At 55.3% G+C, this 14,068-nt stretch carries 9 protein-coding genes and 1 pseudogene; 5 read left to right on the forward strand and 5 right to left on the reverse strand.

Features of this window, described 5'->3' with window-relative positions; translation table 11 throughout:
* Positions 1-182 precede the first annotated feature (182 nt).
* The 4 genes and pseudogenes from NZK35_RS34630 to NZK35_RS06830 all read right to left on the reverse strand — a co-directional run bounded on the left by NZK35_RS34630 (position 183) and on the right by NZK35_RS06830 (position 2,758).
* Positions 183-680, reverse strand: a complete 498-nt coding sequence (locus NZK35_RS34630; RefSeq protein ID WP_323379614.1) for a Glu/Leu/Phe/Val dehydrogenase — start codon at positions 678-680, stop codon at positions 183-185.
* A pseudogene (locus tag NZK35_RS34635) lies at positions 574-873 on the reverse strand (Glu/Leu/Phe/Val dehydrogenase dimerization domain-containing protein); the annotation flags it as partial. The pseudogene NZK35_RS34635 and the gene NZK35_RS34630, both read right to left, overlap by 107 nt.
* A gap of 55 nt (positions 874-928) precedes the next feature.
* Entirely contained in the window at positions 929-1,594 is a 666-nt protein-coding gene (locus tag NZK35_RS06825) for a Spy/CpxP family protein refolding chaperone (protein ID WP_259631818.1), read from the reverse strand.
* A gap of 594 nt (positions 1,595-2,188) precedes the next feature.
* Positions 2,189-2,758, reverse strand: coding sequence for a hypothetical protein (locus tag NZK35_RS06830; protein WP_259631819.1), 570 nt, complete (start codon positions 2,756-2,758; stop codon positions 2,189-2,191).
* A gap of 302 nt (positions 2,759-3,060) precedes the next feature.
* Between NZK35_RS06830 and NZK35_RS06835 the strand changes: the two genes are divergently transcribed.
* A complete protein-coding gene (locus tag NZK35_RS06835) occupies positions 3,061-3,489 on the forward strand; it encodes an RNA polymerase sigma factor (RefSeq protein WP_407699773.1) in 429 nt (142 codons plus the stop codon).
* A 76-nt stretch (positions 3,490-3,565) separates the two neighbouring features.
* Here NZK35_RS06835 and NZK35_RS06840 read toward each other — a convergent pair whose 3' ends face one another.
* Entirely contained in the window at positions 3,566-4,999 is a 1,434-nt protein-coding gene (locus NZK35_RS06840) for a TolC family protein (RefSeq protein WP_259631821.1), read from the reverse strand.
* A 1,487-nt stretch (positions 5,000-6,486) separates the two neighbouring features.
* On the opposite strand from NZK35_RS06840, the gene NZK35_RS06845 reads away from it, so the two are divergent.
* The 4 genes from NZK35_RS06845 to NZK35_RS06860 all read left to right on the forward strand — a co-directional run bounded on the left by NZK35_RS06845 (position 6,487) and on the right by NZK35_RS06860 (position 13,964).
* Positions 6,487-8,418: an efflux RND transporter periplasmic adaptor subunit gene (locus tag NZK35_RS06845; RefSeq protein WP_259631872.1), complete on the forward strand. Its 1,932-nt coding sequence runs from the start codon at positions 6,487-6,489 to the stop codon at positions 8,416-8,418.
* Between the two features lie 64 nt (positions 8,419-8,482).
* Entirely contained in the window at positions 8,483-12,010 is a 3,528-nt protein-coding gene (locus NZK35_RS06850; protein ID WP_145222876.1) for an efflux RND transporter permease subunit, read from the forward strand.
* A 109-nt stretch (positions 12,011-12,119) separates the two neighbouring features.
* Positions 12,120-13,517 carry a hypothetical protein gene (locus tag NZK35_RS06855; protein WP_145214656.1) on the forward strand — a complete coding sequence of 466 codons (1,398 nt, stop codon included), beginning with the start codon at positions 12,120-12,122 and terminating at the stop codon, positions 13,515-13,517.
* A gap of 162 nt (positions 13,518-13,679) precedes the next feature.
* Positions 13,680-13,964, forward strand: coding sequence for a hypothetical protein (locus NZK35_RS06860; protein ID WP_259631822.1), 285 nt, complete (start codon positions 13,680-13,682; stop codon positions 13,962-13,964).
* Positions 13,965-14,068: the final 104 nt, after the last annotated feature.

The following is a 14,068-nucleotide window of genomic DNA, read 5'->3' on the forward strand; positions in this document are numbered from 1 at the left end:
CGCCGAAACATAGGGCGAGCCTGCTGGTCATGCCGATTGATTGGCCGTCTCGTTTGACCAATCTGGATCAAACGCTTAGTGTTTTCATACGTTCATGATCCAGGGAGCGGTCAACATGACCACTTGAAAACCTGGCTGCTTGCCGGCGTCCCCGGCTGTATCGCAAGTGAGTACGCAGGCCGTTAACGTCCTTGCACCGCATGCTCAGACGAAAAGAAACGCTTTGTGCCTTGCGCTTCAATCGCATTGCCAATGCGATTGAGCGCGTGCGTATACGCAGCGGTTCGCATATCGATCTGATTCGTTGTCATCAGCTCATAGATGATGTTGAACTCACGCGTCATGATCTGGTGCAGACGCTCGTGAACCTCAGCAACGGTCCAGTAGTAACCGGCTCGGTTCTGTGTCCATTCAAAATAGCTGACCGTCACGCCACCCGCGTTTGCCAGGATGTCCGGCTCCACCAGTGCCTGCTTGGCGTTCAGAATCACATCGGCATCCGTCGTTGTCGGCCCGTTGGCAACCTCGACGATCACCGGTGCAATCACCCTTTCCGCCGCCGAACGGGATGCCTGCGACCGCACATTTGCACGACATCCAGAAAGCGAGTGCTTTAACTTCGCCCAGATGAATATCCGGATGGAACCGAATGCCACCCTTGGTTGGGCCGCGTGTGTCATCGTGTCGAACGCGGTAACCTTCAAACACTCGTAGTGATCCGTCGTCCATCCGGATGGAAATGGAAACTTGCAGGATCGACTTGGGGTGTCGCAACCGTTCAAGAGACTCGCTCTCGATGTTTGCGAACTCCGCCGCGTGATTGAGTCGAAGGAGGGATTGCTCAAAGATGTCACCGGACGGTTCGATAGCCATGGAGTATCTCGAGTGAAAGCCGCGTAGAGTTTGGATTGCACATTGTCAGTTGCCGCTAGTTGTTGTCCGTCGCAGTCCCGACAAGTGCTTGGCGTTGATCCTCGGTCAGAATCTCGGCAGCGTTTCCGACTGCACGGATGAACTCGATGCGGTTGTTGACGGTCAGGCTGGCGATTTCCTTTGCCTTGGCTTCGATCTTGCTGATATCTGGCTGGTCAGCGGCGGTCAGTACCCACAGTTCCTGTTCGGCTTCAGCGATTTTGCGCTCCGAGGTGGAAGTCGCCAGCAACGAGGATTCCTTGATCGTGTTCAGCTTCTTTTGCTGCTGGTCGGTCAGCGTGATGTGTTCGGGATGATCGAGGAAGAATCCAGTCTGGCCGATGTGATAAAGATGCGATGCCCCTGGAAATCCAGGTAAGGCGGACGGCATCTCCATCCCGGCCATCGAATCCGATTTCATGGCGGGGTTCATTCCCATCATTCCCATGCCCATCATTCCTTTCTTGCCTTTCATCATCGACATCGTCCCCATGCCGCCCATGCCTTTGCTCATCATGCCCTTTCCCATGCCGGACGATTGGCTGCCGGAATCCTGAGACATGTTTTTCATGCCGCCCATCGTCCCCATTCCCATGCCGCCAGAGCCCATCGACATGCCGCCGGACTCGCTCGAATCATTGGCGTCCTGGGACATGCTTTTCATACTGCCCATGTTCTTCATTCCACCCATCGCTTTGTTACTCGACATGCTCGGCATGGAACCGTCGGTTGCGTAACGGGCTTGGTGCTGTGCCTTGAGAGCCGCTTCCAGTTGCCCCACTTTCAATCGCAGGGCTTGCAATTCCGACGCGAGATCACCGCCTTCTGCTTTGGCTGGTGGCGTATCGGAGTGATTTGCTTGCGTGTCGCCAGTCGTTTGTGCGACGGAAGAGACGCTTGTCAACAGCGCGATCAGTGCCACGCAAGCGAATGAGACAAGTGACAGTGTACGTTGGGTGAACATTTCTTGGACCTCGGAGCCTAGTTGGCTGTATTGGGAGGGGAAGCGCGACGGCAGGCACCTGCCCTTGATACCCAGTGCGGGTATATTTAAACTGTGACCTTCGTGAGGATTGGGACGTTAGGGAGGCGACCGGGTCGGTAAGTTACGCAAAGCAACCGCGCTACTGCACGAATGAAAACCCAGTCCAAGCGATGTTCTCGGTCGCGTGAACTGGTTTTATTACAAACTTGGCGGCCAATTCCTTTGAATCTCGATCAAATCAAGCGAGCACGGATGCAACGAAAGTGCGTGAACGCCATGCCTGCTGCGAAATCACTCGCTAGCATCGGGTGCTGCGTGTCCTTCGTGCTTGTCGTCGCCGGTCATCTTCATCAACTTGGCGTGATCTTTCCTGATCTCGTCCAGCGCGGTCGTCAACTTCGTGGCCATGTCGCCGCAAATCTTGCCGTCGGGGGTTTCCTTGCAGCATTCCATGTGCAGCATCTTTTGAGTTTCCGAGGCTGCCGCGAGCTTGTTGTCGATGACTTTGACCTGCTCGACGACTTGCGGGTTATCGACGTACACCTCGCGAACGATGCCCATGTCGCGTTGGATCCCCTGGAGTTGCATGCCCAGCATTTGCGATTCAGCGTGCGTGATCGCAGGGTTGATCACCGGCGCCTGGGTTGTGTAGCTTCCGATGCTTCGCGAGTAATCGCGGGCATGTTGGATATTGCGCGACGTTCGCTGATTGGCCCAGAAACCCTTTCCGGGACTTTGCCGTCGCTCGACGGTCGAGCGAATTTTGCTGCCTTGCGCCGACGCGGGCTGGGCAGCCAGCGATGCAAAGGTGAACATAGCGGCCAGGGTCAGCGCAGCGATTCCGAACGGTTTTGTACTCATTTGCGGGGTTCCTTTGTTGGAAAACCAGGGGATGTTTTGGTGAGGTCTCATTCTCACTCGCTGAATTCGATGCTGGGCGATGTTGCGTCCTTCACGAAAAAGCCCGGATTTCCTCATTTTGCTGCTGTGTACGCCGGAGACGCAATTTATTGAGTAATCCACGCATTACGAACGAGCAACAGTCGGGGAGGCCGGCGGTTGATGCCGCTACAACCGCCGCATTGATCCGCGAATGCATCGACGGAGACCATGATGCGATGGGTCGGCTGTACGAGCGTTGCAGCGGTCGCGTTTTTGCGCTGATGGTTCGCATGGTGGGTCGCCAGGACGCCGATGATGCGATGCAGTTGGCGTTCATGCGGATCTTTCGCAAACTTGATCGCTTCAGTGGCGGATCAAGTTTGGAAACGTGGATTTACCGTGTGGCGACGAATGAGGCGTTGCAATTTTTGCGACGTCGCAAGAGAGATAACGTCGACACGATTCGCCATGAACCGGAATCCCAAATGAGTCAAAGTGGGCTTCGCTTAGAAGATGCCGAGATGCTGGAGACTGGACTTGCCAAGCTTGAGCCAGAACTGCGGGCGGTATTGACGCTGAAGGAAGTACAGGAACTCTCCTATGCAGAGATCGCCGAGATCATGGACATCCCTGAAGGTACCGTAGGCTCAAGGTTGAACCGGGCACGGCGAGAATTGCGGGACGAGCTTGAGCGACTGGGGTGGAGATGATGATCCTGGCGGCTGACGAGCGGGCCAATGAAATGACCCAACGCATCGGAGTTTGTTCGCTTCCCCACTCCCCCACTCAATAAGGACATCCAACGGTCCGATCAATCTGTGCGATTGTGCCCGCAAGCGAGGCATTGATTCGAGCGAGCTGAATCTCGAACATCAACAGCTCACGATAGGTTTCGATCAAGGCAAAGAAGTCGGTCCGTTCGCCTCGGTAGTCGGCAATCGCAAGCTTCAGCGTGTCTTCGGTGCGAGGAATGAGACGTTCTTCGTAAATGTTTGTTTGCTCGACAAATGAATCAGCTTGCACAAGCAAGCGTCGCAGTCGTCCATAGATTTCATCACGCTCTGCTTCAAGCCGTTGCATCGTACTGCCAGTGCGGCGACCGGCTTCGCGAACGCCTGCGTTGATTTTTTCTCTCCAGATCGGAAGTGTTGTGCCAAACGTAATGCTGAGATTGTCATTCCCATTGGCGACCGGACTGATGACATCATGGCCATCGCTCACGATGCCCCAGTTGAGACCGACCATGAAGTCAGGGAAACGCTGGAGACAGGCGAGTCGCTGCTTTTCACGATCTCGTGCAATCTCGGCAGCGAGTCCGCGTAAGCTTGGATTGCATTGCTCGGCCTGTGCGATCAAAGCGTCAAGCTGCATTGGTGCGTCAGCAATGCCAAGTTCGTACGTTGCTTCGGCCAACAGTGACGTTGGCTGTTGCAGCAAGGATGCAAGGTCCGCCTGGGAGACTTCTTTTTGTCTCTGGAGCTGCACCAATTGATCGTCCAGCCGGTCCGTTTCTAACTGAGCACGCAACACGTCTTGCTGCGTGCCTCCGGCCCGATAACGAGCTTCGGCGACCTTCGTAAGGTCGTCTACCAAGTCTCGTGTTTCCTCGATTATTTGAATGGCGCGAGAAGCATACCAAATTTCGTAATATGCCAATCGCACCGACTCGGTGATCTGACGCTCGATGCGCTCGACTTCCGCTTGCGCCATTTGAGCTTCGCGGCTTACAATCGCACCTTTGGCACGCAGTTTGTCAGGGAAGGGCACGCCCTGCTGTAACGACATTTGGTTAGCGATACGACCGGCGGCGGTTTGTGTTGCGTAGTCGTGAAACGGCCAAAACGTGTTGTTGAATTGTGGGTCTGGGAGTGCAGTGACTTGTGGAATGCGGTCGAGTTCGGCGGCGACACGTTGTCGAGCGGCTCGAATGCTCGGGTGAGCCGCCAGGGCTTGTTGAACAAAATATTCTACCGGCTGGCCGGCGGGAGAAGTGACGGACACGCCCTCTCGATTGCCTTCGAATTCCTCAAGTTTGGCTTTTGGAATCTCCGGCGGCGTGGCTTCATTGTCGCCATGGCGAGGCGAATCGAGTTGCATCAAGTCACCGAAACTATGCTCGGCGGTGCCTTCGGGTGACTGCGTGAACGTCCGTGGCGACTCAGATACCACATCATCGGTGTAACCAGCCGGCCGAACGGCATCCACCTTGTCTTGACGCATTAATTGCGTTCGACTGCGGTTCTTCCTTGAATGAAAATCGGTCACTTCCGTCCCGGAATTCGTCGCTTGGCCAGCTTTTGAGGAAAGTCGAATGCCTGATTGCGAGGCACACCCAGAGGCTGACGCAGTGATTACCGCAGCAAAGATTAGCCGTTTCGCTTGCTTGGCTATGAGTGTCTTAGATTGCCAATCCATGGCGTTCCATCCCTGATATGCTAGAAATTTGCGCTCGATTTCCGCCTAGTCAGCCAATTCCTATTGAACTTTTCGGCCAAATTTACGATATACAGAATATACCGGGTCTAGGTATCTGTTTCGGAAGGATAAAGTGTTTCGCTCGCGTCTAATTCGTACCGTCGTCAATCTTTCACTGACCATCGCAATGATGATTCAGCCGGCGATGGCGTTGGTTTCCGCGGAAGATTGCGGTGTAAATTATGCTTCCGAGTACATGTGCGAAGGCTGCGGATGCTGCGAAGTCGCTTCACGAGACGACAAATGCAGTTGCTGTGGTGGTGGCGAAAAAGCCGACGGCGAAAATGGCTGTTGCACGGTCGAAGCGGAGTCCAATGATGCATGGGGCAGCTCCGACAGGACGATGTTTTCCCATGCCACTTTGGAACTCAAAGTCATTGCCATCAGCACGGTCGAACCTGCGGCATTCGAGGGTTACGAAGCTGAAGCGGGCGATACGCAATCCAGCCACGAAGTTTCATCCACTTGCCGTTGTGGTGTAGAAGGCCCGCCGCTTGGTGATTCGGCACCGCCTAGGCCAACGGTTTCACCGCGTCAGTCCGTGGCGATCCGGCATTCAAATTTGGCCGACCTTTTCGGGGGGGCAATGCCCCCGCGACCAGCCCGTCGCGATGTTGGCGAGAGCTTGCTTTCGCCACACTTCTCTCAAGTCCAGTTCTGCATCTGGCGGCTATAAGCTGCGCCTGCGACTGTAGTTTCACGCGCGTTTCATAGCGTGTTCTGAAGCCGAAATCAGCGTCTGACGTTTTGCGAAGAACGTGTGCGCCGTTGGATTGCCCGATCAGTTCGTAGCTGCTGTCGTTCGACAGTGGGTCCCACTCGATGGCAGCACCGGAAGACACGCTCCGGGAAGACTCGCCTGACGACTTTTCTGCGCTCATAGCTCCTTCGAATTTACGATGATGAATCCCGCTAACCAATCACGACGCAGCGACTCGCTTACTACGGAGAACAAGGAGGATTTCAAGATGACCGATAAAGACAACATCCCAGCAGCGGAGGGCGAATTGCCCCCAGATCAGCCTGTGGAAACGCAAGCATCGGCAATCAAGACCCAGTCGGTCGAGAGTGCTTCGGAATCCTCGGATGCGTCTGTTGCGACCGAACCGAGTTCCACATCGGAAGCCGAGCCCGCGCCCGCCGCGGCTTCCAGGCTGGACGGATTGGGATGGTTACTCCGTGTCGGCGTCAATGCTATCGCAGTCGTCGCCGTCGCGGCACTCATCCTATTGATGATTGGAGTTGCCCAGCGCGCAGAATGGGTGACTGCCAATGGGTTTTCTGGCGGTGCTGATGGCGAGGCTGCTGCCGACGCCGGTGGTGGTGAAGACAAACGTTACATCTGCCCCATGATGTGCACGCCGCCTTCGACAGAGCCGGGGCGCTGCCCCGTCTGTGCGATGGAGTTGGTCGAAGCAACCGGGGGCGGCGGCGGTGACGGAATCTCGGTCACGATCGAATCGTCTGCTCGCCGTTTAGTTGGGATTCAAACTGCGACCAGCAAGATGGGTGAAGTGAATCGAACGATTCGCACGATCGGTTCGATCGATTTCGATGAAAGCCGACTTTCGACCATCTCCGCGTACATCGACGGACGTTTGGAGGAATTGTACGCCGACTACGTTGGCGTCGAAGTCCGCGAGGGCGATGACCTGGCATTGATCTACAGCCCGAAACTCTACTCCGCACAAACCGAATACATCACCAGCCTGGAAAGCAAGTCGGTTGGACGTTTTAGTGTCAACAGCCCGAACATGCAGGCAATGGCTCGCGAAAATTTGAGTGAACTAGGAATGACTACCGGTCAGATCGAAGATCTCCGCAAAAGTGGGAGGCCGGAATCACGTATCCGAATCAAATCCCCGCAGACTGGAACTGTTTTGGAAAAGGCCGCGGTCGAAGGCGACTACGTTAAGACCGGGCAAAAGATATACCGCATCGCTGATCTGACATCCGTTTGGATGATGCTGGATTTGTTTCCCGACGATGCAGCATCGGTTCGGTTCGGCCAACAAGTTGAAGCTGAGATTCAGTCGATGCCTGGCGAAGTCTTTACCGGCCGCGTCGCGTTCATTGATCCGACCGTCAACCCGACGACTCGTACGGTTCGTGTCCGTGTTGAAGTGATGAATTACGATGGAAAGCTGCGTCCGGGTGATTACGCAACGGCTCGCATCAGCGTTCCCGCGATACCTGCGGACATGGTTTACGATCCGGCGCTTGCTGGCAAGTTCATCAGCCCGATGCACCCACAAGTGATCCGGGGCGAACCTGGCGACTGTCCTCTTTGCGGCATGGACTTGATACCAACGGCTCAGCTCGGCTACTCGCCTGAGCCAGTGCCGTCGCAGCGTGTCGTTACAGTGCCGCGCGACTCAGTGTTGCTTACCGGTGAACAGGGTGTCATCTACGTCGAGACCGAACCAGGACGATTCGAGATTCGCCGCGTCACGGTTGGAGCGATGAACGACGAACAGGCAATTATCGTCGAAGGGATGGCGGCAGGCGAAACCGTCGCAACAAACGGCAATTTTCTAATCGACTCGCAAATGCAGCTTGCTGGCAATCCATCGTTGATGGACCCCAGTAAAGCACCCAGCTATTCACCAGGCCCACTCGAACTCCCCAGTCGTGATCCGGTCATGTTGGCTGGTGAGTCGGGCGTACAGTTCGATCGTGCCTACGATGCTTATTTCGAGATTCAGTGCGCGATGGCGGCCGACAGGACGCCCCCACCGGTGGCGCTCAATACACTGTTGGATGCTCTTAACAAACTCGAAATGTTTCCAGACGTCCCAGACGACGCCCAGTCACGTTTTGCAAGTGCACGGCGGGGTGCGTCAAGGATGGACGGTTCACTCGAAACCGCTCGTGAAGCTTACCGCAGTGTCAGCCACGCGCTTTTGCATGCCGCAACCGTCACACGCGGCCCCAAGACGGCAGCAAAGCTAACGCACTATTATTGCCCAATGGTACCTGGGGGCGGTGGCGATTGGATGCAACCTGGAGGAGACCTGCAAAATCCGTATTGGGGAAGCGAAATGCTGACCTGCGGCGAGACCGTTCGCGACATGTCGGTCAGTCGTAGCGACGTCACCACGACGGGCGAAGCCGTCAGTTTCAAAGTGATCGGGTTCGGAGATGAATTGGGAGAGATGCAATGAACGATCAACCAGAATCTCGAACGGGTAAATCGGTTGGCAATTTGAATAACCAAGGAGGTCGATGGTGCTCAACCTAATCATACGCTTTTGCGTCAAAGAACCTTGGCTGGTCGTATTTCTCACGATTGGCTTGAGTGTGGGCGGTTGGTTCGCTTTCAAGGCGGTGCCGATCGACGCGATTCCTAATGTCGGCGAGAACCAAGTCATCGTACTGACGCCGTGGCCTGGGCGTTCACCGAAAGACATTGAAGATCAAGTCACTTATCCGTTGAGCGTGTCGTTGTTGGCCGTTCCCGGCGCTGAGTCCGTCCGTGGAAAAAGCATGTTCGGCTATAGCTTTGTCCAGGTCACGTTCAAAGATTCGATCGACTTCTACTGGGCACGTAGCCGTGTCTCCGAACAGCTTGGTAGTGCAGCGTCTCAGTTACCCGAGGGAGTTGTTCCTCAGCTAGGCCCCGACGCGACGGGGCTTGGGCAGGTCTATTACTACACCCTAAAATCGCCCAAAAAAGGCATGAGCTTGGCAGAGCTTCGCAGTTTGCAAGACTTTGTCATCAAGTATGAACTGCAAGCCGTCGAAGGTGTCAGCGAAGTCGCTTCGATCGGCGGTTACGTTCGCCAATATCAAATCGAAGTTGATCCCGACAAACTTCGTTACTACAACGTCTCGCTCGACAAACTTGCGACGGCGATTAAGGGATCGAATGTTGATGTAGGAGCAAAAACGGTCGAATCGACGGGGATGGAGTTTATTGTTCGTGGCAAGGGCTTCCTTGGAACCGATGGCGACAAGTCCAAAGCGATTACCGACATCGAAGAGACGGTCATCTTGCAGCGCAAGGGCATTCCCGTGCGCGTCAGCGACGTCGCTCAAGTTCAACTTGGTCCGGATTTCAGACGCGGCGCTCTCGATTACAACGGCGCCGAAGCGGTCGGTGGCGTGGTGGTCATGCGATACGGTGAAAACCCACGCGTCGTGATTGATCGTGTCAAAGCCAAAATTGCCGCGATCACGCCCGCGCTGAAGGGCGTGGAAATCCACGGCGTCTATGATCGCAGCGGCCTGATCGACGAAACGATGGCGACACTGACGCACGCATTGCGTGACGAGATCATCATCACCGCTGTTATCATCTTACTGTTCTTATTGCACATCCGCAGCAGTTTCGTGGTCGCGATTTGCCTGCCCGCGGCAGTACTCATGTCCTTTATCGCGATGCATGTCGTTGGCGTGGAGGCAAATATCATGTCGCTCGCCGGAATCGCCATCGCCATCGGCACGATGGTCGATATGGGCATCATCGTTTCGGAAAACATTTACCAGCATCTGGCTGACTGGGAAAAAGACAATGGAGAGACCGGGAGTGCGGGAGACAGGGAAAAATCCCGATCGGAAGTCGTCTATGAAGCCACGATCGAAGTGGCGCCCGCAGTGGTGACCGCGGTGGCGACAACCATCGTCAGCTTCTTGCCTGTCTTCTTTCTGACGGGACGTGACTACCGCCTCTTTTCACCATTGGCCTACACGAAGACATTCGCGATCGCGGCAGCCATGATCACGGCGGTGACGATCGTCCCGGCACTCAGTCGCATTATGCTGCGGAGTGCAAATTACCGCAAGCGAACGGCATTGGCTGCAGCGATCGCATTTGCGACTTTGCTGGCGGTGACTTCGCATTTTCTGTGGGGCGATGACTTGGGTGCATTCGCAGGACTTGAACAATGGATCGTCACGCTTCTTGCGGCCGGGATTGGATTGATCGCTGGATGGCAATTGTTTCGTGAACGCATTCGCCCGATTGAAGAAATTCCGTCGAGCCGTTTTGTTCGTTGGATTTATGCGGCCAGGTTGCGTCACGCCCTGAATCACAAAGCGTTCGCATTGTCGTTCCCGGCCATGCTCCTGGTGCTAGGCCTTGGAGCGTATTTCGGCATGCCGACCATACTGCAACCGGTCGAGCGAACGGCCCGCGTTTTCGGTGCGGAGCTAAATGACTTCCCCGGCTACGTTGACGCCAAACATGTCTTTACCGGTTTACAAAGTGATGACTGGATCGCGCTCGATGAAGGGAGTTGGTTCTACATGCCAACACTCTATCCGGCGGCCAGTTTTTCGCAGGCGATGCAAGTGCTGCAAACGCAGGATGTGTTGATCGGGCAAATCCCTGAAGTGAAGGATGTGCTGGGCAAGATTGGTCGCGTGGAATCGGCACTCGACCCAGCCCCCGCTGCGATGGTTGAAACGTACGTCATGCTGAAGCCAGAGAGCGAGTGGCGTGAAGGCGTAACGGCCCGTGACATTTGGGATGAAATTAACAAGGTCGCCACCCTGCCCGGTGTTACCCCCGCCTCAGCGCTGCAACCGATCGAGGGCCGGGTGGTGATGCTGCAATCGGGTATTAAGGCTCCAATGGCAATTCGAGTTTACGGGGACGATCTAAAGACCTTGGCCGGTGCGGCAATGGATGTTGCCGGAACATTGAAAAAGTCGCCGCACATCAATTCGGGAACTGTGAACCCTGACATCGTGCTTGGAAAGCCCTATATCGAGTTCACCGTCGACCGGGAGGCCGCATCGCGTTACGGCTTGAGCGTCTCAATGGTCAACCAGGTGATCGAAACCGCGCTCGGCGGCATGAATCTGATTAAAACTGTCGAAGGCCGCGAAAGATACCCTGTGCGACTGCGGTACAACCGCGACTTGCGTGAGCGGATCGACCAACTCAATCGACTTCCGGTTGTGACACACAGCGGCGCCGTGGTTCCGCTTGAGGAACTCGCGGCGTTAGAAACGACTTGGGGGCCGGGTGCAATCAACAGTGAAAACGGTCGCTTGGTCGCTCACGTTTCGTTCATGACGAACGGATCAAAAGGTGACCTGGAATCTGTCTCTGCGATCGAAGAGCAGCTTCGACTCGCTCAGTCGCTTCCAGTTTCTCATCCTGATCATTTGGGACTTCCGGCGGGCTACTCGCTCGAAGCGGTGGGAAGTTTCCGCAATCAGATCGAAGCCAACTTACGGCTGATGTGGATCATTCCGGTTGTGATCATGATTAACCTGTTGCTGATCTATGTCGAATTCCGCAACCTTCCCATCGCAATGGCAGTGTTCACTGGCATCCCGGTCGCCTTCGCGGGCGGCATGATGTTGGTCGCTTGGATGAACGTTGAACTGAATACCGCTGTCTGGGTTGGGTTCATCGCATTGTTTGGCCTTGCCGTCGACGACGGTGTCGTGATGGCAACCTACATCCATCAATTGCTGCAAAAACGAAAGATCAACAGCGTTCAGGACATTCGGGACACGGTCTACGAAGCGGGACTGAAACGTATTCGCCCCTGCATGATGACCACCGTGACGACTCTAGCGGCTTTGATTCCCGTATTGATCGCGACCGGCCGCGGTGCTGACGTCGCTCGTGCAATGGCGATCCCCGTATTCGGGGGAATGCTTGCCGAGCCGTTCACGTCGTTCATTGTTCCGACACTCTATTCTGCATATTTGGAAACGAAAATGCGATTCGGCATTAGAGATGAACTCTGGGGTAAAACCGAAGAAACGCCGACGGAGGAGTTAATGAAAGCTGCCTAAAAAGTTTTTCCAACGGCGTGAAGGAATTCGATTGCCTGCGCATCTAACCCGTAACACTTTGAAGCGACCTAACGGAATCGGTCGCGCACAAAAAAAGGGACTGAATCCAATGAATCACAAAATCTTACTCACCACCGCACTGATCGCGGTCGTTTCGGCGTCTAACGCCTGTGCTCAGCATAGTCACGCCGGTCACAACCACGCGATGTCCGGTCAGACGGCGACGGCTCAAATGGGTCGTCCGATTGCTGGACCGCACGGCGGCTCCTTAAAGCAAGCAGGTGCACTTCAGCTCGAAACCGTCGTTTCGCAAGGCGGCATCCAGATGTTCGTTTTCGACCGGAGCGGCCAGCCTGTTTCGGTTGATCGCGGTCGCGGTGCCGCATCATTGCGAGTCGAGGGGAATGCAAAACGCTATCGCTACGATTTACTTCCTGATGGAAAAGGTGGTTTGACCGCGCCGATCAACCTTTCTCAGATCGCTGGACGTCAGATCGAAATCGACATTCAATTGGTTGGCATAGACGCTGTTCGTGCCCAAGCCTTGACGCTGAATGAAGTTGCAACCGTTCCCGCCAGCGAACTTCAGCTTGCCGCAGCCGCAATCGCCCGTCAGAAAATTTGCCCGGTCAGCGGCAAGCCGCTCGGAAGCATGGGGGACCCGGTCGCTGTGGACGTTAACGGACAACGTTTGTTTGTCTGCTGTGGCGGTTGCGTCAATGCGGTTAAGTCCGACCCGGCAAAGTACGCGTCGGGACGTCCGCAAATCACGGTCACGACTGCAACAGTGGAAGACGCCGACGCGATTGCCCGTCAAAAAGTTTGTCCCGTCATGGACGAACCGCTTGGTGGAATGGGAACACCGATAAAAGTGACCGTCGGTAACAAACCAATCTATCTGTGCTGCAAAGGTTGTATCAAGAAGATCGAAGCCGAGCCCGCGAAGTATCTCGCAATGGTCTATGGGGCCCCCTCGGGACCTGGGAACCAGAGCGTCGGGAGCCAGAGGGCAAACTCTTCGACTGCCAGCATCACGGTGACTTCTGCAACACAAGCTGACGCAGCATTGATTGCTCGGCAGAAGACTTGCCCGGTTATGGATGAACCGCTTGGTAGCATGGGCGATCCCATCAAGGTCATCGTCGGCGACAAGCCGATCTTTTTGTGCTGCAGAGGCTGCATCAAGAAGATCAAGGCCGATCCTGCCAAGTATCTTTCCTTGGTCTATGGCGGCGGCTCAGCGGGCTCAGTTCCTGCGGGAACAGAGCAAGTGCGGGCCGGCATCTTTAAGGTCAGTGCCGAGGACGCTCCTTTCATAGCGGCACAAAAGAAGTGCCCGGTCATGGATGAACCGCTCGACGCGATGGGCGGCCCTTACAAAGTTCACGCGGCTGGTAAAGCGATCTACATTTGTTGCCCTGGCTGCGCAAAAAAGATTGCTGCTGAACCTCAAAAGTGGTTGACCGTACTCGCACAACAAGGAGTCAATGCGCCGAAGCTACGTTAAGAATAGATTGGGAACGGGGGAGACATGGAGCATGGAAAAAACATCCCAGACTCCCCCGCTCGAAAAACGCGGGGGCGGTGTCCCTGGAAACCGCGACTTGCTCACGGTCGATAGTCACGCCGTCCCCGCCCTTTTGCACCCTTGAATGACATGGACTGTCAAATGAATATGAAAATGACCCAGAACGTAATGCGGCTCGCCCTGGGCGGTCTGCTGGTTTCAACCACAGGTTGCGCCACGGGGCGTCTGCCCTGGCTCGCAAAAAAGGAAGACAGATCGTCGATGGAAAGCTACGTGGCTCAGGCGGCATCAAACATCGAGTACAACACGGATGTTGACCTGACTCAGGATTACCAGCCAAACGCCCAGCCGGTGGCCAGCTACACAACGCCTTCGCAGCCCGGTTCGCGATCTAGTGGCGGTGTCGGTGGTAGCTGTTGTCACTGATGCGTTTCTTTACAAGAGTTGCTTACCGTCCCTATCGGGATTGGGGCTGACCACAGAAGGCACCAACTACTGACAATTGCAAAGCGCGGGCAAAACGAGATTTC

The sequence above is a fragment of the Stieleria sedimenti genome (assembly GCF_025060895.1).
Taxonomy (GTDB): Bacteria; Planctomycetota; Planctomycetia; order Pirellulales; family Pirellulaceae; genus Stieleria; species Stieleria sedimenti.